Below are 23,488 nucleotides of genomic sequence, written 5' to 3' on the forward strand. Positions count from 1 at the left end.
AGATTTCAAATTTAATTAAATATTACAGGGCTTACCCAAAGAAACCCGGTTTTTTTTGCAAAATCGTGGGTTTGGCAACGATAACTCGACTGACAAATCGGCTGTCTCGCTTGGTCGTGCTTAAGCCCTGTTCAATTGAAAATCTGCAATCTTAAATTTAAAATCTGTAAATATTCTATTTTTTCACAGGTTTTGGTGACTGTGTGGGTGGCTGACCTGGTAAAGCAGGTAAATTCATTTTTTGCCAAAATTGGTTGAAACTCGTGGGTTGGATGAAACGCCAACCTACTAAACCGAGTCCTGCAAGCACAACAAAAGTAATCGCACCGCTAACCAAACGAGTCAGCAAACCAGTTGCAGAACTTCTTTTTTTAGACTGGGAAGAAGCGCGATCGGCTGATGCTGGCCCAGTCATAGTAGCTTGTGGGTTTGCAGGGGCAGCAGTTTGCTTTGGCCCTACCCCTGGCGATCGATTATTTCCCCCCAGCGACCCCGCCGCCCCAAAAACTTGCAATTGCTGAGTTACAGCTGGTGGTTTCTCACCGGTTCGCACCCACTGCAAAAGTGCCGCCACCGTGATGCCGCAAAGATTGGCAGTCCCCAAAGAAGGTATGCGTTGCAGTATCGGCTGAGTATTCGACACGAAAACAACCATATTATCGCTGTTTTCCTGCGCGAAACCGTAGGTACACTGGGCAACCGCCACCACCAATCTCGCTTGTTTGCTCAAATTGGCACCGCCGGGAGGAGTAAAGGCGGGATGAGTGGCGTGTGCATCAGTCAGCTGCCAACCGCTATTTGGGAAAAAGCGCATAAATTCTCTCGCGATTTTTTCCAATTGAGGTTCTGGGGCGCGACCGGTGAGAAACTCAATTTCTTCGTAGACCGCTTGGGGTAGGTAACAAGCTCCTATGCGCGAAAAATCCTGCCATTCGCGGCTGGTTTTGCCCATCAAGGCGCTGAGGTCTAGAAGAACCAGAACAGGCGGTGGTGTAGGCATGGGGGCTAGAAAAGTCAAAAGTCAAAAGTCAAAAGTCAAAAATTGAAAGTGAAAAGCCAAAAGTCACAAGTCAAAAGAAAAAAAGAGCGTCGGGGTTAGAGAGAGAGGGAAAATATCTAATTTCTTATGACAAAGGAGTGATGACGAATGGCAAACGATCGCTTAAAATGGGCTGCTCACTCCAATTCCGAGACGTCCTGCCAATCCTGGGGATAAGGGAATGAGAGTGGCGATCGTTAAAAACAAAGCTAGCAAACCTATCGCTGCTCGTGCATCGTCGGGTTCGCTAATCTCATTGAGGCTGGGACGCTCTAAATCTCTTTGCAGAAACACAATTACAATTGCCCAGTAAATGGCAAGAGGATTTCCCAAAGCGACAAGTGCTAGGACAATTAAAGTCCCTATAGTTGTTCTGCTCGCTACTTTGCGTCCGTATATAGCCAAAACAATTCTACCACCATCTAATTGTCCGGCTGGCATTAGATTTAATGCCGTAATCACCAATCCCAGCCAACCAATTACTACCAGAGGATGAACATCTACTAAAGGTTGTTGCAAAGCCGAACCCAGGACAACCCGTGCCAAAGTTCCCACCAGTATAGAACCTTGGAAAAATTGTGCCGGTACTTGAAAGAAACTGCCTTTGTGAGAAAGTAACATACCTGCGATCAGCATCAGCAGAGATACAATGCCACCAGCAGCAGGCCCTGCTACAGAAATATCAAATAAAACATTTCGGTTAGGTAGGAGAGATTCAAAACGGGTGATGGCACCAAAAGAACCTATCTGTAAAGTGGGTATAAAATAAGGCAGGCTAAGGCGGATATTGTGACGGCGAGCTAGCAGCCAGTGACCGATTTCGTGAGCTACCAAAATTGTCAATATTCCCAAACCAATTGGCAAAGCTTCTGCTAATCGATTTGGGTTTTGAAATAAGTCAAATTCCAACATTAAGCCAGAAGTTTCCAAACAGGTAGCTATTGTTGCCAACATGAGGACAACTGCCAGAATTTTTTGACTTATAGTTGATGGTTTGGGGTCATTGCGGCTGGGTAGGACAACAACAACCGGCTTACCCTCTGGATTTTCGATCAAAAATAGGCGATAGCGATCGCCCAATCTTTCCTGCAAGGCATTGGAAAGGCGAGTGTGGACTGCTTGCGCCTCTCCTCGCAGGTTACCGTTAAAAACCGCGCCTTCCTGGTAGGGGATAGTTTCGGTGGCAAAAAAGGTATCGATGCCAAAAATTCCCTGAATCGTTTTGAGATCTTCTTGGGGAATCGGCACGAACTCAATTTTCAACTGCACCTGAACTGGCTGTGGCTTTTCAGTTGCCGACTCGATCGGTTGAGGCGTTTGTTCGCCAGAACTAGCTTCCTGGTTAGCATTCGCCATTTTTTCGGCGCGATCGCGCATCATCAAATCTTGACCCGCAGCTCGCAATCGCCTACCCAGATAAATATACAACCCAGCCGAAGCCACCAACATGAACAAGATGCTGACTAAGTTGAGGTAAATCCCGGCAGCGAACAAACCAAAGAATAACAGCCAGGGAGCCATGAGGGCAACCGACTGCAACCAGGCTAGGATTCCCAGTTTGCCAAAAGGCTTGGCACGTAAGTATCCCCAAGCCAATATACCGAAAGCGGCTAGCAGAATTAGTGCGATTACAGAAGTCTCCGATGCAGTAAACATTTCCTTTCCCTGTGCTACACAGACAAATCCTAGCGATAAAGTCAAAAGTCAAAAGTCAAAAGTCAAAAGTCACTCATTAAGAATTTCTTCCTGCCCCCCCGCTCCCCCGCTCCCCCACTCCCCTGCCCCCCTGCCCCCCGCTCCCCTGCAATCTCAATAACTAGATGTGTGAGAGCTTATTTCTGGTAGCTTTCGGCTGCTTGTCTGATATTACCCTGATGTTCAAACAGAAGAGTTTCTGCTTCTTTTTTATCCAATCCTGTCCAGTGCATCAGTAGCGCTAGCTTAACCGATCGCCCGCTTCGTTCTAACAAATACCCAGCTGCTTCGCGACTTAAATCGGTCAGATCGTTGAGAATTCGCAAAGCTCGATCGCGCAGCTTGGTATTTGTAACCGCCACATCTACCATGCGATTGCCGTAGACCTTGCCCAACTTGACCATCACGCCGGTAGAGATGATATTCAAAGCCATTTTTGTCACCGTTCCCGCTTTCAGTCGCGTGGAACCTGCTAAAATCTCAGGGCCAACTAACAGGCGAATGTCAATATCGGCACTGGTGGTAACTTGTTCTGCCGGTACGCAGGCCATAAAAATGGTGTTAGCGCCTCGTGATTGCGCCGCCTGCAAAGCACCTTGGACAAACGGAGTCGTTCCGCCGGCGGTAATTCCGACTACTACATCTAATTGAGTGATTTGTCGCTGGGCGATCGCTGCCGCCCCATCCTCAGCACTATCTTCCAAATCTTCCGAACTGCGGACTAAAGCACCGGCACCACCGGCAATTATGCCCTGTACCAGTTCCGGGGGTGTGCAAAACGTGGGCGGACACTCGGCGGCATCCAAAACGCCCAAACGCCCGCTGGTACCGGCTCCCACATAAAACAGTCTTCCCCCTTGACGTAATGCTTCTGCTGTGATATCGATTGTCTGAGACAACTGAGTGCGGGCAGCTGCGATCGCGGCAATAGTTTGGGTATCTTCTTGATTGAACAGATCCACCAACTCCAGAGAACTTAGTTGGTCTAAATTCTGACTGTTGGGATTGATTTGTTCTGTGAGAAGATGGCCGCGTTCCTCCAAATTATTCATCTTTCATCCTTCTTTCATCCTTCATCCTAGCCTTCGGTAAGGGCTCTCGCCCTACATCCTCGATCCTTTCACAAAAGTCCTTCCAGCTGACGGCGAATGCGATCGAGTTCGGAATCGGTAACTTCCGGTTGAGTGCTTTCCGCTTGCCAGTCTGTTTGTTCTAAGTTAGTTTCTGGTGGGAGGGCTAAAGCGCCTTCTGGAATGAGTTGCCATTCATAATCGGCACTTTCGCAAAATTCTTTGATTTCCTCATCATCGATCGCTTCTACCGAAGGAGCCATAAAATCTTGAGCTTCCAACTGCACGCAAAAGCGAGTAGCGTCGTCTTCTGACTCAAACATTAACACCGTATTGCGATCGCCAACTTTAATGGTGTGAATGCCCTCATTTTCCGTGCGGGCGTTATATAAAAGTACGAATACGCGCATGGGTGCCACTTCTTTTTGGATCGTCGTTATTTATCTTACCGATCGAAACTGCCAATTACTTGACGCTGAGCCCGTCTAAATAGGCATTGGCGAAACCCACAAATCGACATATCCTAGTCAGAAGTGGCTTCCCAGGCAGAGCCAGGGAACGAGGTCAAAAGTCAAAAACAAGAGCGAGAGGGAACAGGGAATAGGGAATAGGGCGAGAAAAGTCAAAAGTCAAAAGTCAAAAGTCACTCATTAAGAATTTCTTCCCACTCCCCCACTCCCCCACTCCCCCACTCCCCCACTCTCCCACTCTCCCACTCTCCCACTCCCTCTTCCCCTAGCGCCTAGAGGTTCTGATGACGAATTCCCCGAATCCCAGTAACGAACCCCAATCAAGTGCAAATCGGCGTGTATGGCTGCTTTGGCTGAGTCGCACCGGTCTTGCTTTTGGTGTGCTTGTGGTAGTTGGCGTCGCGGCTGGTGCTTGGTGGGCTTGGGTGTTTGTCCAGGAGCAATTAGGGCCATTAGTTGAGAAAAATCTCAGCGAGAGTTTAAAACGACCGCTAAAGTTGGGTAAAGTAGAACGCTTTTCTGTTAGCGGACTGCGATTTGGGGCTTCGGAAATACCGGCAACGCCGACAGACCCAGACCGCGCCGCAGTTGGGGCGATCGATGTTGGTTTCAATCCCGTCAAGCTGCTGTTAAACCGCACTTTAGAGCTAGACCTCACCCTGGTCAATCCCGATGTTTACATCGAACAAGACGAGAAAGATCGCTGGATCGTTAGTGAAATAAGCGTCGGAGAAGGCACAGGGCCATTTAAAACCGAAATCAAATCGGTGCGGGTGAGCAACGCTAAAGTTGTACTGGTACCAAATCCAAAACCGGCTTTTCCCAGAGTCCCCATAGGCATTACACCGCTCAATGGCAATGCCCAAATCGAAGATCGCGGTCAGCGCATTCGCTTCGATTTAGGCGGACAATTAGCTACTGGGGGGAATTTCAACATTTCCGGGGAACATTCTATTCCCCTCAAACAAACGAATGTACAGTTGCAAGGTCAAAATCTGCTCGTTACAGATCTCGATCGCCTAGTCAAATTTTCCTTTAATTTGAGTGACGGTCGCGCCGATGGCAACTTAACGGTCAGATACACCCCCGAACAGCCACTATTCTTATCGGGGACAGCACTCCTCAAAGATGTTACTGCCAATTTCAAACAACTGCCAGCACCGTTCAACAATACTAACGGAATGCTGCGCTTCAACGATCGCGAAATTACGTTGGATAATGTCACGACGCGCTTGGGTCAAGTTCCCCTGCAAGCAAATGGCAGTTTCGATCTTCAAAAAGGATACGATATTACAGCGCAAGTACCCAGTTTAGCGATCGCAAATATTGTTCAAACTCTCAACTTAAAAACATCACTGCCTGTAAGCGGCGAGGTGCGAGCGGGCGTGCGGTTGACCGGGCCAATAGAAGCCCCCATCCTATTAGGTCAATTTACCACAACTAAACCGACGCAAGTTGATAAGCTGCAATTCTCTTCTATAGGCGCTCGTTTTGCCCTCGCACCAACGACAAACGAACTTGCGATCGCAGATTTGCAAGCAAAACCAACTGTTGGCGGTCAAATCACTGGCAAAGGCAATGTCAAGCTGGGTCAAGAAGGTGGATTGGTAATCGATGCTGAAATTCAAAACGTGCCGGGAGATGCGATCGCTCAAGCATACGGCACAACTTTATCTCCTTCTCTTAAAATTGGCAATGTTTCCGCCAAAGCACAAGTATTCGGCCCTCTCAACGATATCCGCCTAGTGACTAGGTGGCAAGCTCCCCAAGCTACCTATCCCGCAGCTGGCGAAGTTGTCATTGCTAGAGGTCAGACAGTCTTGCGCGATGCGACTTTCCGAATTGCCGGTAAAACTTTGCAAGCAGCAGCTCGTATCGCTGACGGTCGCTGGGAAGCACTTGTGGAAGGTTCGCAATTGCCAGTCAAGGATATTTTAGCTGCATTGCCGGAAAATGCAGAAAACCCCACCCCCAACCCCTCCCCGTCTACGGGGAGGGGAGGAAGAGGAGAGGCGCAGGAAAATTTGCCTTTACCGATACAGCAGGGAACGATTAGTGGGAGAACGAAGCTATCGGGAAGTTTAGCTTCATTTAAAGTACAAGATATTGAAGCGATCGCAGAAGGAAATTTGCAAGTTGCGGGTGGGAATATCCAATTGCGGCAAGGCGCATTGAATAATGGACGTTGGGAAGCTTTAGTCAGCGCTACCGGCATTCAGTTGGGACGTTTCCCCCAAGTACCGCCACAATTGCAGAACGCAACTTTCAGCAACGGTCAGTTTAAATTGGCGGGGAATGTTGAGTCGTTCCAAGTTGCAGATATTCAAGCAATCGGTCAGGGAAATCTTCAAGTTGCTGGCGGTAATGTGCAAATTGTGCGGGGAGGACTTCGCAACGGTGCGTGGGAAGCGATCGCCAAAGCAACTAATGTTAATCTAGGACAATTGGCACAGTTACCGCCACAAGTACAAGGGCCATTTAACGGTCAATTCCGCCTCGCAGGTAACCTCAACTCCGGTGAATTGGGTACAATTCAAGCAGTTGGCAATGGCAATATCCAAGTTGCTGGCGGTAGGGTACAAATTCAGCAATTAGAACTCGATCGCGGTAATTGGCGAACTAATCTTACCGCTTCTGGTGTGCAATTAGGGCGTTTCGCGCAAGTACCGCCGCAGTTGCAAGGTGCTTTTAGCGGACAAGTGGTAGCAGCAGGAAATTTAGACACGCTTACCGCACAAACAAATAAATCTCCCCTATCTCAAATTCAAGCAATAGCGCGAGGAAATCTGCAACTTGCTGGTGGAAATATCCAAATTCGCCAAGCGGAACTCAATCGCGGTGATTGGCGAGCAAATGTTGCCGTTGCTGATGTGCAATTAAGTCGTTTTGCTCAATTACCGCCGCAATTGCAAGGTGCTTTTAGCGGTCAATTTCAATTAGCAGGAAATTTAGACGCGCTTACGGATAATTCCAATCAATCGCCGCTATCCCAAATTCGCGCCAGAGGTGATGGGAATGTTCGGATTGCTGGCGGTAATGTGACTGTTCGACAAGCACAACTCGATCGCGGTAATTTCCAAGCGGAACTCATCGCTAAAGGTGTAGAACTCAGTCGTTTTCCGCAAGTTCCCCAGCAGTTACAAAGTTCTTTCAGCGGTCAACTGGAAATTGCCGCAAATTTAAACAATCTGACTGACAAATCGAATCGATCGCCACTTTCTCAAATTCGCGCTAGAGGTGCAGGAAATCTGCAAGTAGCAGGCGGTAATGTTAATATCCGACAAGCAGCAATTAGCGATGGGAATTGGCAAGCAAATATCATCGCTAGCGGTGTAAATCTCGCTCGTTTCCCGCAAGTACCCAAGCAGTTACAAAGTTCTTTTAACGGTGAATTGGAAATAGCCGGGAATTTAGATAATATTAATAATGATGATGATAAATCGCTGCTGTCTCAAATTCAAGGCAGAGGTCGCGGCAATCTCCAAGTTGGTGGCGGTAGTGTTAATATCCGACAAGCAGTAATTAATCAAGGTAATTTCCAAGCAGATATCGCTGCTAACAATGTACGACTAAATAGTTTCCCGCAAGTACCGCCGCAGTTACGCGGTTCGGCTTTTACCGGTCAATTGGAAATAGCCGGAAATCTCGATGCAATTTCCGATAAAAATAAGTCACCGCTATCGCAAATTCAAGCCAGAGGTCAGGGAAATTTGCAAGTAGCAGGCGGTAGTGTTAATATCCGAGAAGCGCAGATCGATCGCGGTAATTTCCAAGCAGATATCGCTGCTAACAATGTACGACTAAATACTTTCCCGCAAGTACCGCCACAATTACGCGGTTCGGCTTTTACCGGTCAATTGGAAATAGCCGGAAATCTCGATGCAATTTCGGGTAAGAATAAGTCACCGCTATCCCAAATTCAAGCTAGAGGTCAGGGAAATCTGCAAGTTGGTGGCGGTAGTGTTAATATCCGACAAGCGCAGATCGATCGCGGGAATTTCCAAGCAGATATCGCCGCTAGTAATGTACAGCTAAATACTTTCCCGCAAGTCCCGCCACAATTACGCAGTTCGGCTTTTACCGGTCAATTGGAAATAGCCGGAAATCTCGATGCACTTTCCAATAATTCAAATAAGTCACCTCTCTCACTTCTGCAAGGAAGAGGTCAGGGAAATCTGCAAGTAGCAGGCGGTAGTGTTAATATCCGAGAAGTGCAGATCGATCGCGGGAATTTCCAAGCAAATATCGCTGCTAACAATGTACAGCTAAATCGTTTTCCGCAAGTACCAAAACAATTCCAAGGTACTTTTACTGGCGCAGCGCAAATAGCCGGAAATCTTGATACACTTTTCGCTAATTCCAATAAGTCGCCGCTATCCCAAATTCAAGCAATAGGTCAAGGAAATCTGCAACTTGCTGCGGGTAACGTAACGATAAGGCAAGCAGAAATTAACCGAGGTAATTGGCAAGCAAATCTTTCGGTTTCAGATATAAAACTGGGAAGTTTACCACAATTACCGACGCAGTTAAGAGGTTCTATTTTTAGTGGCGAAGTGCAAATTGCGGGGAATTTGGATGTATTAACAGCACCCTCAAATAATTTACCTTTATCGCAAATTCAAGCCAGCGCTCAAGGAAATATTCAACAAGTTGCTGGCGGAAGCGTTACGATTCGGCAAGCACAGCTAAATAGAGGTAATTGGCAAGCAGATGTTTCGCTTGCTGATGTGCAATTAAATCGCTTTTCGCAGCAATTGCAAGGACGGTTGACTGGCGATTTGAATCTAGCGGGAAATGTCGCTTCTCTGACCGCAACGGGAAGGTCGCCGCTAGCAAATATTCAAGCCAGAGGAAATGCCAACTTTTCTGAGGGAATCGCTTCTATTCAAGGGCCGATCGCAGCTACATTTGACTGGAACGGACAACGGTTGCAAATCGAACGGGTAACCGCTCCAGGATTAAATGTAAGTGGAGTAATTATAGCAAATATTGGCAGAAATAACCAGCCTAATATTACAAGTTTAGATATCAATGTTGAGGCGCAAAACTTAAACTTACAAAATTTGCCCGTCCAAATTCCGACGCCAAGAAACCGGGTTTATATGGAAAGTCGCGTTGGAGATAGAGATATAAGCAGAAACCCGGTTTCTATAATTGGTAGTGCTGATTTTAACGGACGGATATCGGGAACGCCAACTGCACCGAATGTAGCAGGTAATTTGCGTTTGCAAAATTTGGTTATCAACGGTTTCGATTTCGATCCGGTAATGTCGGGTGAAGTGCAATTAGCAGCAGGAAGAGGACTCAGGTTAAATTTATCGGGCGCTCAAGATAGAATTGCAGTTGAATTAGATAGAAACAATAATCCGGTAACTTTTGCTATTCGGCGCGATGAAGTAGTAGCAGAGGGAAGAAAGCAGGGAGATTTGTTGGAAGCGAACATCCAAAATTTCCCGATCGCAACTTTAAAAGCTTTGGCTTCCTACGTGCCAAACGTACCGAGAGAAATCGTCAATCAACCGATCGGCGGCATACTTTCGGGCAACTTTGCTATTAATTTAAACGCCAGAAGTATTGTGGCAAATAATGTCACGCTCGCCAACGCTGCTATAGGTGAGTTCCAAGTAGATGCGATAAGTGGCGATTTCAGCTACGCCAATGGCATAGCTGAAATTACCAACGCTCGGTTACAAAAAGGCGAGAGTACTTATCAAGTAACAGGTCGGATAACTCCCAGAGATTTTCAAGCAAGCGTGCAATTTGAGCAAGGAAAAGTTCGGAACGTTTTAACAGCGTTTAACTTATTGAATTTGACAAATACGAGACGATCGCAACGCAACTATGCTGGATCTGCTGCGCTTCCTACCGTAGCCGTTGGCATCCCAAACGCTTCTCTACTATCTCAACTGCGTCGCTTTTCGGAAATCGAAGCTTTGCTGTCACAGCAACGCACTATCCGCCGCCAATCGAACCGCCTACCTGACATCACAGAATTAGATGGAAATTTTAGCGGTACTGTCACAGTTGCAGGTGCTTTAACTTCAGGTATTAATTCTTTGCCAACAGGGTTACAAGTGAGTTTCGATATCGGTGGAAAAGATTGGCAATGGGGTGACTATAAATTTAATCAAGTAAGCGCCAAGGGTAATTTTGAAAATGGTGCGCTGAGAGTAGATCCTTTGGAAATTCAGTATGATAACGCTCGATTGGCTTTCTCTGGAAATCTCGGTTTGCAACAGCAAAACGGTAAATTGGAATTACAAAATTTCCCAGTCGATGTTATCAATAAGTTTGTGCCTTTGCCAGTGGCAGTTACAGGCAAGCTGAATGGTACGGCTAATCTGGCAGGTACTTTACAAAACCCACAGGTTATCGGTGATTTAACTTTAGTGGATGGAACTTTGAATGGAACGCAAGTGCAGTCAGCGCAAGCTGATTTTACTTATGATAATGCTCGATTGGATTTTAATTCTAAGGTAGTGGTGCAACCGCCACAACCAATTGTAATTTCTGGTAGCGTACCTTATCAGCTACCTTTTGCTACGGTTAGACCGGATAGCAATGCAATTAGTTTAGATGTGAACGTACAAAATGAAGGGTTGGCGCTGTTAAATCTATTAAGTAGAGGACAAGTTACTTGGGCTGGCGGTCAAGGACAAGCGGAATTACAGGTGCGCGGTACTTTATCTGCTCCGCAAATAACGGGAACTGCTGAATTGCAAAATGCTACAATTGCGGCTGTGGCGCTACCTGCACCGCTGACGGATGTGAATGGAATTGTGCGATTCGATCGCGATCGCATCCAGGTAGAAAACCTCGTCGGTAATTTCAGTAAAGGTGCGGTATCAGCACAGGGAATTATCCCCATTTCCAGGCAGTTGTCTCGACAAGATCCCGATCGCAATAATCCCCTCAGCGTCACTTTGAACGAATTGGCGATCAATCTCAAAGGACTTTATCGAGGTGGCGTAAATGGCAATGCGGTAATTACCGGCACTGCTTTTGAACCCCAAATCGGTGGTGAAGTAACGTTGAAAAACGGGGAAGTGTTTTTAGGACAGCAACAAGAAAACCCCTCCCCCAGCCCCTCCCTGTCCACGGGGAGGGGAGAAGGGGGAGGCGGAATTGGTAGTGCGAGATCGATCGTTCCAGAATTTAACGATTTGCGCTTAACTCTGGCGGATAATGTCAATGTGACGCGACCGCCGCTATTTAGTTTTCGATCGACTGGCGAGCTGATTGTGAATGGATTTTTGGGCAATCTCGAACCGCAAGGTACTATTCAGTTGCGCCGAGGTCAGGTGAATTTGTTTACTACGCAAATGACTTTAGATCGCGATTACACGCAAACAGCTGTGTTTGTTCCAGAACGCGGTCTAGACCCAATTTTAGATGTTCGCGTCGTTACTACCGTACCGGAAGTGACCGGTAGTCGCTTACCATCTTCTCCCATATCTTCTGAAATTGCCGATGTTCCCGATGCCGGCTTTTTCGGTAGCGTGCAAACAGTTCGCATTGTAGCTAGAGTCGAGGGGCCGGCCAGTCAATTGGCTGATAACTTGGTGCTGACAAGCAACCCGCCGCGCACTGAATCGGAAATTGTGGCTTTAATCGGGGGTGGATTTGCACAGAATTTAGGTCGGGGTGACAGCACTTTGGGACTTGCTAATTTGGCCGGTTCTGCTTTGTTGGGAAATCAGCAGGTTCAGGGTACGATTAGTGCGATCGGACAAGCTTTCGGTTTGAGCGAATTGCGCTTTTTCCCCACAGCTATTCCCCCCAACAGAGAAGATAGAGCTCGTAGCACTACACTGGGATTGGCAGCAGAGGCAGTGGTCGATATTACCGATCGACTTTCTGGTTCTGTATCAAAAGTTCTTACTACCGATCAACCATTACAATATAACCTGCGCTATCGGGTAAATAACAATATTCTGTTGCGCGGTTCCACTGATTTTTCCGGTGATACCAAAGCGCAATTTGAGTTTGAAAGGAGGTTTTAAATATTGAAGAGCAATCATCTTTACGATCGCGATTACTGCTTGTGGCTGGAGACAACAGCTAAGTTACTGCGCGATCGCAAACTGGATTTACTCGATTTCGAGCATCTTATTGAAGAAATAGAGGACATAGGCAAAGATAAACGGCGCGAACTAAAAAACCGATCGATCGTTTTGCTCATACACTTGCTCAAGTACCAATATCAACCTGAAAGACGCTCCTCTAGTTGGGTGAGTACAATTTGGGAGCAGTATTATCAAATAGAATCTTTATTAGAAGATAGCCCCAGCCTCAAACCCTATTATCTAGAAATATTTTCCGATTGCTACTCAAAAGCAGTTCGCGCCGCCAGTACCGAAACTAAATTATCTGTTAAAGCTTTCCCTTCTGAGTCTCCTTTTTTTCCTGAAAATACGATCGATCCTGATTTTATCTTCGCACTCGTCAATCAAGAGGAAGTTTAGCGCATTATGGCCTATAGCGAATTCACAACGATCGTTAAAGCTACCGAAACCTTCAATCTCACCATTGAAGAAAGCCGATTTTTCCCAGATGTTGAGCCGATCGCGCCTTCAGCAATCTTAGCAGGTTATTTAGAAGATACATTACCTGTAGTCGCTTTTGGTAGCGAGAAAGCTCGTTCAGAAGGCATTATTTATCCAGTTTTAATAGAGGTCAGGCGTATCCTTAACAAACAAGTCTCTGTGTTCTCCGGTGAGGATTTCAATGTCGATGAAAGCGTTGGACTCAATGGCGTTGTTGATTTTCTCATCAGCAGATCCCCACAAGAAATCGCCATTTTCGCTCCTGCTGTAGCGATCGTCGAAGCCAAAAAAGCCGATTTGAAAACAGGATACGGTCAATGTGTCGCTGAAATGGTAGCCGCACAGCGATTCAATTTAAAAAAGGGACAACCTATCTCCACAATCTACGGTAGCGTCAGCAGCGGAACGCAGTGGCGATTTGTCAAACTAGAAGAGCAGACTGTGACGATCGATCCACGCGATTATCCGCTTCCCCCTGTTGAGCAAATTTTGGGCTTTTTGGTGTGGATGCTTCGCTCCGACTGACTGAGACTCTCAGCTATTTTTAAACTATGTTCCACGCTTAAATGACAATTTGAAATTCAAAATCGATAATCCCAAAATCAGCAAAAATAACACCAAGCCAATTGTGCAAGCATAGCTAATTTCTAAACTTTTAAAAGCTTGTTCGTAGAGATAATAAACAATTGTTTTGGAACTATTTCTCGGCCCTCCCTCGGTCATAATGTAAACTTCCTCAAAAACTTTCGTCGCAGAAATTGCGGAAATTACTGCCACTAACAATAGGTAAGGTTTCATCAACGGTACGGTGATGTCCCAGTGTTTGCGTATGCCATCGGAACCGTCGATCGCCGCCGCTTCATACAGTTCTGCTGGTATAGATTGTAACCCAGCCAGGTAAATCACCATATAGTAGCCCAATCCTTTCCACACGGTCACCGCCATGACGCTGTAAAGAGCCCATTTGGGACTCGTCAGCCAAGGAATGCCATCTTTAAATCCGATCGCACCCAGAAATTGATTCAGCAAACCGTTTTCGGCATACAGCCATTTCCAAGCAATCCCCGCCACCACCATCGAAATGATTACTGGTGTATAATAAAATGCTCTAAACCAAGTAATTCCACGCAATTTGCGGTTAACTAAAATTGCCAGTCCCAAGGGTGCGACAACTAAAATCGGCACCACCGCGACGAGGTAAAGTACTGTATTCCACAGCGTTTTCCAGAATAAGGAATCTGCCCACAAACGGCGGAAGTTCGCCAATCCCACCCACTGCGGCGGATTTGTGAGGTCGTATTGCGTAAAACTGAGATAAAACGCTTGGAATGTTGGCCAAAATACAGTTAAAAATAACAGGAAAAGGGCAGGGGAAAGAAAGAGGTAAGGGGTGAGGTGTTGTTTGATCGAAGTCCAATTTTTATTCATGGTGGCAAGAACGGCGATCTTCGTCGTAGAGTTGTCAAAAACTTTTAATTAAATCTTTTTGTAGGTAGTTGCGATGAGACGGAAGACAGTGCAACTACCTACCCATTATCAACTACTAACTATATCAAACCATTTACCGGCGATCGGCATTCGCCATCCCGTACCAAAAGCGCGATCGGTTATCTTCAATCCCGGCGGTGCTTGTCGTCGCTTAAATTCCGCCCGCGCTACCAATTTTATCACTCGTTTGACAACATCCGGATCGTGTCCCGCAGCCACAATCTGTGCAGCCGATTGATGTTCGTGAATAAAGCGTTGCAAAATGTCATCTAAAATATCGTAAGCTGGGAGAGAATCTTGGTCAGTTTGACCGGGTTTGAGTTCGGCGCTGGGTGCTTTCGTGAGAATATTTTCCGGAATAATTTCGCCGTGGCGATTTAGCCATTTACACAAAGAGTAAACGCGGGTTTTGGGAACATCGGCAATTGCAGCTAATCCTCCATTCATATCGCCGTAAAGAGTGCAGTATCCTACAGCCATTTCCGATTTGTTGCCGGTGGAGAGGAGAAGATAGCCGAATTTGTTGGCGATCGCCATTAATAGATTACCGCGAATCCGCGATTGAATATTCTCCTCGGCAATACCAAACTCTGTCCCCGCAAACAGATCCTCCCAACTTTCATCGTAACCTTGCATCAGATTGCCGATCGGCAGCGTGTGAGTTTTAATGCCCAAATTTTCGGCTAATACCAAAGCATCCTTAACTGAATGATCGGAACTGTAGGGCGAAGGCATAAGGACGCCCAATACATTTTTTGGCCCCAAAGCTTCTGCTGCAATAGCGGCAACTAATGCCGAATCTACCCCTCCACTCAAACCAATTACAACTTTAGAAAATCCGCATTTTCGGGCATAATCCTTCACTCCCAACACCAACGCCTCCCAAATTTCCTCTTCTTCGCAATTTGGTAGAGGTGTTACATATTTCGGTTGTACGGATGCGATATCGCCTTTTTCTACATCAAAATCTAGTAAGATTAAATCTGTCTCAAAACTACGGGCGCGACAAACTATTTCACCTGTACGATTCAAGGCAAAACTGCTACCATCAAAAATTAAATCATCGTTGCTACCAACTTGATTGGCATAGATAATAGCTTTATCGAAGCGTGTCGCTGAATGCCGCAGCATTGCTTCTCGCAATACTTGTTTGCCAACACTATAAGGAGAAGCCGATAAATTGACAATCAAATCTACACCCAACTCGGCTAAGTCAGTAATGGGATTGACAGCGTAGGTGCGCTTACCCCAAAATTGTTCATCATTCCACAAATCTTCACAGATAGTTACACCGATCTTAATTGCTGAGTGGTTTGGCTGAGGAGTGAGGGTAAAGAAATTAGGCTGAAGTCCGGGTTCAAAATATCGGTATTCGTCAAAAACATCGTAAGTTGGCAGCAATCTTTTGTGGAAGATTTGCTGCACTTTTCCCCCTTCTAACAAAGCCATGCTGTTAAAGAGAGATTTCCCGCCACTGGTAAAAGCTTTTGGATTCGGTTCCACTGTCCCCACCAACACGGCTAAATTTGGCGGTAAATCCCGTGCTAGCTGCTGCAAAGTTGTTGCCATCGCCTCTACAAAACTGGGGTCTAGCAACAAATCCCGTGGCGGATATCCGCAGAGGGAAAGTTCTGGCGTCAATAATAAACGGGCACCTAAATCTAATGCTTGCTTGGCAAGATTGAGAATGTTTTGGGCGTTATCGGTGAGGGCACCAATGGTAGGATTGAGTTGTGCGATCGCTATTTTCATAATTTTATCTTTTACCTCCAAAAATTCTTTTTTTAACGCAAAGGAACGCCAAGGTAATCGCAGAGGAACGCAAAGAAATAATGAGTAAGTATAATTTTCGCTAGCATAATCCCTTTACCCTCGGCGTCCCTTTGCGTAAGCCTTTGCGCCCTTTGCGTTTAAATAAAAACCAAAGGCTTATCCTTAAAAGGTGCAAATGCTTCTGCATCAAATCGATACAAACTGGCGGGACGACCGGCACCACGCGACACTTTGACACCAGTGTCAGATAAGAATCCCAGCTTCAGCAAACGGGAGCGAAAATTAGAATAATCTGAAAAATTTTCTCCCAAAATAGTGGTGTAAAACTGGTAAAGGTCATTCAAAGTAAAGACTTCCGGTAATACATCAAAAGCGACGGGACTATACTCTAATTTATTTCGCAAACGCCGATAGCCGTACTCCAAAATTTTATTGTGATCGAATGCTAGTTGCGGTATCTGTTGGATGGGATACCAAGCGATACCGCTCACGCCATCAGCAATAAGTTCGGCTTCCCCAAATCGCACGATCGCAAAATAGCTTACGGATAGATAACGCACTCCAAAGCTATCCGGCGCTTCTCTGGGATCGCGACCCGGCCCCCCGAAGGTATACAATTGCTCTAAGTAGAGATTTTTTACTTTGATTTTTTCGGCCAAAATTCGATAGGCTGCGTCTTCTAGAGATTCTCCTTTTCTTACCAGTGTTCCGGGTAAGCACCACTGACCTGAAAATGGTTCGTCGTCTCGCATTACTAATAACACTAAAAGTCGATTTTGTTCGTTATCAACTGAAAAAATGACGTTATCGACTCCTACTTTGAAGTCGGCTAATGCCTGTTTTTTCCCTGGATTTTCTATCTTTTTTGTGCCGCGTCCTGCCATGCGTATAAATGCTCTCGATGAATATATGCCTCAACGATCGGCGTTAAGCTTGTGCGATCTCCTTTTTCACGATAAGCTGTAGAGGAAACATCTGGGCTGTTTAGAGATGCGATCGCCACGGACCCTCCCATCTCCCTCAGTGGCTGCAACGCTGTATCTTCTATGGGAATTCCCGGTCGCGGCACCACTAACAGCTGCACTTGTCGCAACAATTCTTCAACTCTATACCAGCGCGGCAGCTGCGTCACCAAATCCGAACCGATGACTAGGGTCAGTTCGGCAAATGGCCATTTTGATTTTGCTTTTGAGAGAGTTTCCAAAGTTCTGGGACTGCTGAGTTCTTGATGCAGACCGATGTTGTGTCGGGGAGGATCGATCGACTCAATCAATAACCTTAACATGGCAGCTCGATGTTGTAATGGTGTTTGGTGAGATTTAAATGGATTATCCGACGCCCAAACTGCTACCCAATCGTAGTTTTGCGATAGCCAATTGAGAATTGCTTGATGTCCCGTTGTTGGGGGATCGGCGCTAGTACCAAAAAGAGCGATTGTGTGCATAGTCAAAAGTCAAAAGTCAAAAGTCAAAAGTCAAAAATAGGATGCTTTTCTTTTGGGTTTCTCAGTGCCTAACACTTTTCGTTTGTGCGGTTAAACTTAGCAGTGCGGCAGATATTTCTACTGGTGGGGAAATAGGCCGATCGATCTGGCGAGTTTCTATTGGTAAGCTGGCGACAGCAGCGACAGTGCGCTGGCGTATGCGATCTAAATTATCCGAGCGCAGTCTTTTCCCATCTCGGTAAACTAACTGTAATAAAGGCTGACTTTGTTCTGAATCTTCGTTTACCAATCCCAATTTATCTGACTGTATAATCCCGTTTTCCAAACGGCGAAAGATTTGCTTGCGACCGGGATAAGTAGTTTTATTGCTCGACTGTTTCATGGTGGGAATACCATCAATTTCCACAAGTTTGTAAACGCCATTGACGGGTGAACCCGTCACCAGTCGAGTTCCCAATCCATAGCCGTCGATGCAAGCGCCGGCACTCTTTAAGCGGGCAATTTCCCTCTCGTCTAAATCGCCGCTGGCAAAGATGGGTATGCCGGGTAAGAGCGATCGCACTTGCTGGGATAATGCCACTAAATCGCCGGAATCTAACCGCACTCCAGACAATTCCATCTCGCCGGCATTTACCTTTTCTGCTAAACTTTGGGCAGCTGCGATCGCATCGTAAGTATCGATCAACAAAGGTGCGCCTGGAAAATAGCGGTGAAACGCAGCAAATGCCTCCGCCTCGCTACCCGATGTTGCCGTTAATGCCATCACTAAAGAATGCGCCATCGTACCGCTGGGTTTTTGACCGAGCTTCACAGCAGCCAGCACGTTCGATGTCGCATCCAAGCCAGCGGCTAAAGCCGCACGAGCTGCCCACACGGAGGCTTGCGGACTAAAGGCGCGTCTGGTGCCGAATTCCAGCAGTGTTGCTTGTTTTCCAGCCACATCCCTTATTCTCGCTGCTTTTGTGGCAATTAAGGTTTGATAATTGATTGTATTTAATAGATAAGTTTCCACCAACTGAGCTTGCCACAGGGGTGCTTCCACTCGCAATAGCGGTTCGTTGGCAAACACTGCCGTCCCTTCCGGTACTGCCCACACATCCCCACTGAAGCGGGCTTCTGCCAGTAGCGACCAAAATTTTGCGGGTGCTAGATGGAATATTCCCGTCGCCTGCAATGCTTGTATCTGTTTTGGGGTGAAGCGGAAGTTCTCTAAATAGTCTAAGGCTTGTTGCAAGCCCATTGCGATTAGGTAGCCAAAGTTTTCTGGCAGTCGGCGTACAAATAGCTCGAAGCTTGCTTGTCGTGCGTCTAAACCTTCGCCTGCGTAGCACGCTGCCATTGTCAGCTGATACAGGTCGGTCAGAAGGCTCAAGTCTTCCGAACATAGCGTCAGTTCGTTATCTTCTGCGCTTTCGGTTCTGTCAAGATTGGCAGCTAGCAAGCTCATCCGGTCGGGGGCGATCGTCATGGCCCAGGTTCCTGCGAGATTCGTTGTTCTAATTATAGTAAAATTTACCATAATAGTGTCAAGGTATTTTTGTTAAAGATTTCGCGAAGCTGGAATCGCCCGGAGTATTTTACTTAGTAAAAATATTTGTATACTAAAGTTAATAGTATTTTTGCTTAAAATTGCCGCTTTTGGGCGTCGGTTATTTGTGATGGAGAGATGACCGATCGCAAACAAAGATAACGAAATTTTAAGAAAGTATATGGTTTGCTACTTAAACTCAATAAATAGGCGAGCTGCGAGCTAAGTATTGCAAACATACCCAAACAACTATTGCAATACGGTTCTAATGATACAAAATTATCGATAATAAAAATAAGAGATACCAAGACGATCTTGGCTCGCAATACTAGAACGGGAGAAGGATTATATGAGTATTTACAAAGTGTTCGACAGCGTTACTCAATTTTTCTCGGAAGCAGTTGCTCGGATCTTTGGCCCGACTGACGATGCTTATCCCCAAACAGGCGTCCAACCATTTGATGGCGATTTACCCGAATCAAAGAAATCCGATTGGTAGTTTAAGCAAGCTGGAGGTTTCCTGACAAGTTAGTGGTCAACATCTTTTCCACATATAGGGCGCGAGTGCCTACTGTGACGAATTTGCGCCAATGGAAGTTCAACATCTGTAATCATCGCTCAATTCTTTTTGCTCTCTTTTATCAATTTATCCAAATGCGATCGGTGGAGAAAAAACCTTTCTCCACCGAACTTTTTATGGGGGAGTCAAAAGTCAAAAGTCAAAAGTCAAAAGCTAAAAGTCCTCCTCTTCCCGCTCCCCCGCTCCCCCGCTCCCCCGCTCCCCCGCTCCCCCGCTCCCCCGCTCCCCCGCTCCCCCACTCTCCCTCTTCCCCTAACCCCTAACCCCTAATAATTAGCAGGGTTCCCGGTGCATGAGGCGGTGGTATCCCATTCAAATTCTGCCAATAACAATACGCTCAATCCAATCACCGCACCGGTGGTGAGAAATTGCCAACCGCCAACGTAGGGTAGAATCGCTATGCCCAAGAGGTGAACTAAACTGGTGAATAGGAATGTGCGCGATCGCATCGCCAATCCAGTATAGAAGTAACCTAGAGCGTTTAAGCCCAACCACAAAGGACACAGACCGATCAAAACTTCTCCCCAATTCAGGAAGACGCCTAAGTCAGTTACGATCAGACCCCCCAGCATCAAAATAGCCCAACAATAAATAATTGACCTAAACGGTTCTTCTTTTATCCAAGACCGAGATAGCTCTAACATAGCTACTGTACCGACAACGGTCAGAACCGACCATAAAACTGCTTGCAACTTCCAGTCTAGGGGGAGAAACTGTGCTGTGACAAAAATAGCAACCGATATCGCACCCCACAAGATGCAGGCTTGATCCAATTTGGTATAAAAGCTTGAATGTAAACTAATGTTGCCAATTTGGATATTAATGCGCCACACGCCTGGATATTTTCTAAAATCGATATTTGTGGCTTTTCGACGTAAAGGGGGTATAGCGGTATTGAAAAAAGTCATATTGCGGTTTGCCAAAAAATAAGTGTTATTTCCTAATGCTTTATACTTGCTCTACAAGAGTTCGTTTGTTATCTATCAACAGAAATGCCTTAATTCTTTCAGAAATGTTTCTGTGGAAATAATTATTAAATTTTTAGCTGTTCCTCCTGCAATATGCTGATGGGGGAAATGGCTATATCCTGCTTGCAGACGGTGATTTAAAGCCGCCAAGGTTGCTGTTGGCGAAAAAGCTGGTTTGGCTGTTTTGTTAACAAATCCTCATCAATGGCCGATCGACAGATGCGATCGCACCCGTTACCAGCAACGCTACAACGAGACAAAAACTTATATGTGCAAGTAGTTTTAATTATATTAACATTATGAAACAATTTGTAACGTTTTTATTTATTTGTCGAAGTATTTAGCAATTTAGTGAATAAATACGCCAATAAACCCGGTTTCTTCAAGAAACCGGGTTTATGTAGATGTAATTATCACTGAAACAAGCTATTTTGCTAAATAAGCCCCGTTTCTGGCATTAATTGACCGATGCTTTAGCCAAGTAAAAACTGGCCCAACAAAAAGCCTAACGCCGCAGACCCCAAGGGAACGGTAATATTATCAATACCCAACTTGGAAAAAGCTTCTAATGCAGTAGCAATTATGGCAATGGGTATGGGTATCACCCAAGTTTGCCAAATATTGCCTTCCACTCCCAGGAAAATGACGGTGCTGACTATATAACTGACGAGTGCCATTGTGAGGGAACCTTCCCAACTTTTTTGAATATCCCAAACTTTGTAGGGATGTTTGCCAAATCGCTGCCCGATGAGGGCTGCAAGTCCATCCCCCCAAGTCATCACCAAAATTCCCAATGCTGCGTACTGGGGTTGTTGCAAGGGCCAAAAGCAAGCGGTGAGGATACCTATACTGAGAGCGTAGAAAAATGTGCCCAAACTTTTGCGTCCTACGCTGTTGATTCCCGGCAGGATGGGGAATTTATAGGATAATAGGGTGACAGCACTTGCTAAAATCGAAGCGGAAATGCCTACCCAAGCAGGGATTTGCAGCCACCACGCCAGCAGAATTACTTGTCCGGTGCCAATGTGAACGACTTTGCGAATTTTTTCTGGGTCTGTGGAGGTGAAGCGATGCAGCAATTCGGCGGTTAAGGTAACGCCGCCTACCCAGATGGCGACGATCGCAATTTTGTACCAGATGGCGGGGATGGATGCAAAAAGTGGCACTGTGTTTGGTAAAAATTTAACTGAAGCGTTAGTAAAAACCTATTTACCACTTTATTAGATTTGGTTGGCACTATGAAAATTTTATTGATTTGGTTAATTCGCGGCTACCGGATGTTTATTTCGCCTTTGTTTCCGCCTACGTGTCGCTTTACTCCCACTTGTTCTCAGTACGGTTTGCAGGCGATCGAGCGTTTTGGCCCCTTGCGCGGTAGCTGGATGACCGTTCGCCGCATTTTGCGCTGTCATCCCTTCCATCCCGGCGGTTACGATCCTGTCCCGACATTAGATAATGGTGAGAAGAAAAATTCTCATCATTAATATTGATGTTTTAATCTTGGTTATGAGGATGAGAGACCGCCTCAGACTCAAGTCTGAGCGTCATAGCGAAAGTCGGATTTATCCGACTGCAATAATATTTTTGTTTATTTATGTTTGCAGAAATTTATCACCGCTTGTGCAATTCCGAGCGATGCCACTGCAAAAAGATTTTAGTCCACTTAAGTGGACTTTCGCTATTAGCCTGGGGTTTGAACCCCAGGCGGGCTTTAAACTTTTGCGATTGGTTTCAATCCCTGAAAGGGATTAGATGTTTCTGAAACAACTATTTAAAAAACCTTGCCGATAATGAGGATCGGTTTCAATCCCTGAAAGGGATTAGATGTTTCTGAAACGTGGAAGGGGAAATTTACGATTTGAATGAATTCACGTTTCAATCTCTGAAAGGGATTAGATGTTTCTGAAACCGCAGCCTTCCCAAAGCCTTATCGTATTTAGTTTTCGAGGTTCGGTTGCGACTACCGAAAATAAATGTACCATTTCCAGCTTTGACTTGTAAATACCCGTTTGAAAATCTTCCGTTAAACCCAGACGTAGCAAGGGTTACAGCCTTTGCGACTACCGCTCGATCGCTTCGATCGCACTCAAACCATCGCCAGCAAAGCAACCCAGCCTCAAAAAATGCTCTACCCTAAAAAACACCTACCGATCGTCGCAAGCAATCCATGAAACCCTACCAGCAGATTCCTATTGTAGAATGTGGCGAACCCCTCGTCCCCATTCCCCTAGAGCTATTCGCCGTCGAGTCTCCCCATCCCTACGAAAAACTCCTAGCACCTTACGGAGATCGATCGCCATATTACCTCCGTCAAAGCGTCCTCGCCAACCTCATCACCGCCCAAAACTACCTACAGCAACAGCATCCCAACTGGCGCATCCAAATATTTGATGCCTATCGACCCGTGCAAGTGCAACAATTTATGGTTGAGTACAGCTTCGCGCAAATAGTTGCGACTCAGAAATTGAACTTATCTGAAATATCGGAAAGCGATCGACAACAAATCTGGTCACAAGTATATCAGTTTTGGGCACCACCAAGCCTCGATCCAGCCACACCGCCCCCACACAGTACAGGTGCTGCGATCGATATTACCTTAGTTGACGAACGTGGCAACACAATTAATATGGGTTCTGCCATTGACGAAATTTCACCTACCTCCTATCCAGATTATTTCGCCAACAGTACCAATGCGATCGAACAGCAATATCACGCTCATCGTCAACTCTTATACAATGTCATGCAAACATCTGGATTTCAGCGCCATCCTAACGAGTGGTGGCATTTTTCTTGCGGCGATCAAATGTGGGCTTGGTTGTCCAATCAAACCAATCCCACCAATCCAGTTATAGCGCGATATGGGAGAGCAGGAGCTAGGGACTAGGGG

At 46.1% G+C, this 23,488-nt stretch carries 17 protein-coding genes and 1 CRISPR repeat array; of the genes, 6 read left to right on the forward strand and 11 right to left on the reverse strand.

Annotation, left to right across the window (positions count from 1 at the left end):
* Positions 1 to 175: 175 nt before the first annotated feature.
* The 4 genes from ACE1CD_RS28655 to ACE1CD_RS28670 form a co-directional block, all read right to left on the reverse strand.
* Positions 176 to 1,018 carry a PIN domain-containing protein gene (locus ACE1CD_RS28655; protein ID WP_374796453.1) on the reverse strand — a complete coding sequence of 281 codons (843 nt, stop codon included), beginning with the start codon at positions 1,016 to 1,018 and terminating at the stop codon, positions 176 to 178.
* A 144-nt stretch (positions 1,019 to 1,162) separates the two neighbouring features.
* Positions 1,163 to 2,695 carry a site-2 protease family protein gene (locus tag ACE1CD_RS28660; RefSeq protein ID WP_374797049.1) on the reverse strand — a complete coding sequence of 511 codons (1,533 nt, stop codon included), beginning with the start codon at positions 2,693 to 2,695 and terminating at the stop codon, positions 1,163 to 1,165.
* A 176-nt stretch (positions 2,696 to 2,871) separates the two neighbouring features.
* On the reverse strand, positions 2,872 to 3,786 hold the full coding sequence (gene murQ, locus ACE1CD_RS28665; protein ID WP_374826971.1) for an N-acetylmuramic acid 6-phosphate etherase: 915 nt from the start codon (positions 3,784 to 3,786) through the stop codon (positions 2,872 to 2,874).
* Between the two features lie 68 nt (positions 3,787 to 3,854).
* Entirely contained in the window at positions 3,855 to 4,214 is a 360-nt protein-coding gene (locus ACE1CD_RS28670) for a DUF3110 domain-containing protein (RefSeq protein WP_374797047.1), read from the reverse strand.
* 344 nt (positions 4,215 to 4,558) lie between these two features.
* Between ACE1CD_RS28670 and ACE1CD_RS28675 the strand changes: the two genes are divergently transcribed.
* The 3 genes from ACE1CD_RS28675 to ACE1CD_RS28685 are packed head-to-tail and all read left to right on the forward strand — an operon-like array spanning position 4,559 to position 13,345.
* A complete protein-coding gene (locus ACE1CD_RS28675; protein ID WP_374826972.1) occupies positions 4,559 to 12,277 on the forward strand; it encodes a translocation/assembly module TamB domain-containing protein in 7,719 nt (2,572 codons plus the stop codon).
* Positions 12,278 to 12,280: 3 nt separating this feature from the next.
* A complete protein-coding gene (locus ACE1CD_RS28680; RefSeq protein ID WP_374826973.1) occupies positions 12,281 to 12,739 on the forward strand; it encodes a DUF29 domain-containing protein in 459 nt (152 codons plus the stop codon).
* Positions 12,740 to 12,745: 6 nt separating this feature from the next.
* Positions 12,746 to 13,345, forward strand: coding sequence for a hypothetical protein (locus ACE1CD_RS28685; protein ID WP_374826974.1), 600 nt, complete (start codon positions 12,746 to 12,748; stop codon positions 13,343 to 13,345).
* Between the two features lie 24 nt (positions 13,346 to 13,369).
* On the opposite strand, the gene ACE1CD_RS28690 is transcribed toward ACE1CD_RS28685, so the two are convergent.
* From ACE1CD_RS28690 to ACE1CD_RS28710, 5 genes are all read right to left on the reverse strand, one after another.
* Positions 13,370 to 14,248 carry a carbohydrate ABC transporter permease gene (locus tag ACE1CD_RS28690; protein ID WP_374826975.1) on the reverse strand — a complete coding sequence of 293 codons (879 nt, stop codon included), beginning with the start codon at positions 14,246 to 14,248 and terminating at the stop codon, positions 13,370 to 13,372.
* A 108-nt stretch (positions 14,249 to 14,356) separates the two neighbouring features.
* Entirely contained in the window at positions 14,357 to 16,060 is a 1,704-nt protein-coding gene (locus ACE1CD_RS28695) for an NAD+ synthase (RefSeq protein WP_374826976.1), read from the reverse strand.
* A gap of 158 nt (positions 16,061 to 16,218) precedes the next feature.
* Positions 16,219 to 16,965 carry an NUDIX domain-containing protein gene (locus tag ACE1CD_RS28700; protein ID WP_374796439.1) on the reverse strand — a complete coding sequence of 249 codons (747 nt, stop codon included), beginning with the start codon at positions 16,963 to 16,965 and terminating at the stop codon, positions 16,219 to 16,221.
* The gene (locus ACE1CD_RS28705) at positions 16,938 to 17,525 is read right to left on the reverse strand and encodes a nicotinate-nucleotide adenylyltransferase (RefSeq protein WP_190469391.1); all 588 of its coding nucleotides are present in this window, start codon (positions 17,523 to 17,525) and stop codon (positions 16,938 to 16,940) included. Before ACE1CD_RS28705 ends, ACE1CD_RS28700 begins: the two co-directional genes overlap by 28 nt.
* 61 nt (positions 17,526 to 17,586) lie before the next feature.
* A complete protein-coding gene (locus ACE1CD_RS28710; RefSeq protein ID WP_374826977.1) occupies positions 17,587 to 18,993 on the reverse strand; it encodes a nicotinate phosphoribosyltransferase in 1,407 nt (468 codons plus the stop codon).
* A gap of 409 nt (positions 18,994 to 19,402) precedes the next feature.
* Here ACE1CD_RS28710 and ACE1CD_RS28715 point away from each other — a divergent pair, with 409 nt between their 5' ends.
* A complete protein-coding gene (locus ACE1CD_RS28715; protein WP_374796435.1) occupies positions 19,403 to 19,552 on the forward strand; it encodes a hypothetical protein in 150 nt (49 codons plus the stop codon).
* 347 nt (positions 19,553 to 19,899) lie between these two features.
* Here the strand turns inward: ACE1CD_RS28715 and ACE1CD_RS28720 are convergent, their stop codons facing one another.
* Positions 19,900 to 20,541 carry a hypothetical protein gene (locus tag ACE1CD_RS28720; protein WP_374796433.1) on the reverse strand — a complete coding sequence of 214 codons (642 nt, stop codon included), beginning with the start codon at positions 20,539 to 20,541 and terminating at the stop codon, positions 19,900 to 19,902.
* 533 nt (positions 20,542 to 21,074) lie between these two features.
* Complete coding sequence (locus ACE1CD_RS28725) at positions 21,075 to 21,767, reverse strand: diacylglycerol/polyprenol kinase family protein (RefSeq protein WP_374826978.1); 693 nt, start codon at positions 21,765 to 21,767, stop codon at positions 21,075 to 21,077.
* 72 nt (positions 21,768 to 21,839) lie between these two features.
* Between ACE1CD_RS28725 and yidD the strand changes: the two genes are divergently transcribed.
* Together yidD and ACE1CD_RS28735 are read left to right on the forward strand one after the other, a co-directional pair.
* Positions 21,840 to 22,085 (forward strand): membrane protein insertion efficiency factor YidD, encoded by a 246-nt coding sequence (gene yidD / locus ACE1CD_RS28730; RefSeq protein ID WP_374796429.1) that lies wholly within the window; start codon positions 21,840 to 21,842, stop codon positions 22,083 to 22,085.
* Between the two features lie 243 nt (positions 22,086 to 22,328).
* Positions 22,329 to 22,510: a CRISPR direct-repeat array (repeat unit 27 nt; unit sequence CTGAAAGGGATTAGATGTTTCTGAAAC).
* 258 nt (positions 22,511 to 22,768) lie between these two features.
* Positions 22,769 to 23,485 (forward strand): M15 family metallopeptidase, encoded by a 717-nt coding sequence (locus ACE1CD_RS28735; protein WP_374796427.1) that lies wholly within the window; start codon positions 22,769 to 22,771, stop codon positions 23,483 to 23,485.
* The last annotated feature ends 3 nt before the right edge of the window (positions 23,486 to 23,488 follow it).

The sequence above is a fragment of the Aerosakkonema sp. BLCC-F183 genome (assembly GCF_041929145.1).
GTDB lineage: Bacteria > Cyanobacteriota > Cyanobacteriia > Cyanobacteriales > Aerosakkonemataceae > Aerosakkonema.

Excerpts from the sequence above, each read along its gene's own strand:
- yidD (WP_374796429.1), top strand. The coding sequence starts at position 21,840 with ATGAAAATTTTATTGATTTGGTTAATTCGCGGCTACCGGATGTTTATT.
- ACE1CD_RS28660 (WP_374797049.1), bottom strand. The coding sequence starts at position 2,695 with ATGTTTACTGCATCGGAGACTTCTGTAATCGCACTAATTCTGCTAGCC.
- ACE1CD_RS28670 (WP_374797047.1), bottom strand. The coding sequence starts at position 4,214 with ATGCGCGTATTCGTACTTTTATATAACGCCCGCACGGAAAATGAGGGC.
- ACE1CD_RS28710 (WP_374826977.1), bottom strand. The coding sequence starts at position 18,993 with ATGACGATCGCCCCCGACCGGATGAGCTTGCTAGCTGCCAATCTTGAC.
- ACE1CD_RS28735 (WP_374796427.1), top strand. The coding sequence starts at position 22,769 with ATGAAACCCTACCAGCAGATTCCTATTGTAGAATGTGGCGAACCCCTC.
- ACE1CD_RS28690 (WP_374826975.1), bottom strand. The coding sequence starts at position 14,248 with ATGAATAAAAATTGGACTTCGATCAAACAACACCTCACCCCTTACCTC.
- ACE1CD_RS28675 (WP_374826972.1), top strand. The coding sequence starts at position 4,559 with ATGACGAATTCCCCGAATCCCAGTAACGAACCCCAATCAAGTGCAAAT.
- ACE1CD_RS28700 (WP_374796439.1), bottom strand. The coding sequence starts at position 16,965 with ATGGCAGGACGCGGCACAAAAAAGATAGAAAATCCAGGGAAAAAACAG.
- murQ (WP_374826971.1), bottom strand. The coding sequence starts at position 3,786 with ATGAATAATTTGGAGGAACGCGGCCATCTTCTCACAGAACAAATCAAT.
- ACE1CD_RS28685 (WP_374826974.1), top strand. The coding sequence starts at position 12,746 with ATGGCCTATAGCGAATTCACAACGATCGTTAAAGCTACCGAAACCTTC.
- ACE1CD_RS28720 (WP_374796433.1), bottom strand. The coding sequence starts at position 20,541 with ATGACTTTTTTCAATACCGCTATACCCCCTTTACGTCGAAAAGCCACA.
- ACE1CD_RS28705 (WP_190469391.1), bottom strand. The coding sequence starts at position 17,525 with ATGCACACAATCGCTCTTTTTGGTACTAGCGCCGATCCCCCAACAACG.
- ACE1CD_RS28715 (WP_374796435.1), top strand. The coding sequence starts at position 19,403 with ATGAGTATTTACAAAGTGTTCGACAGCGTTACTCAATTTTTCTCGGAA.
- ACE1CD_RS28695 (WP_374826976.1), bottom strand. The coding sequence starts at position 16,060 with ATGAAAATAGCGATCGCACAACTCAATCCTACCATTGGTGCCCTCACC.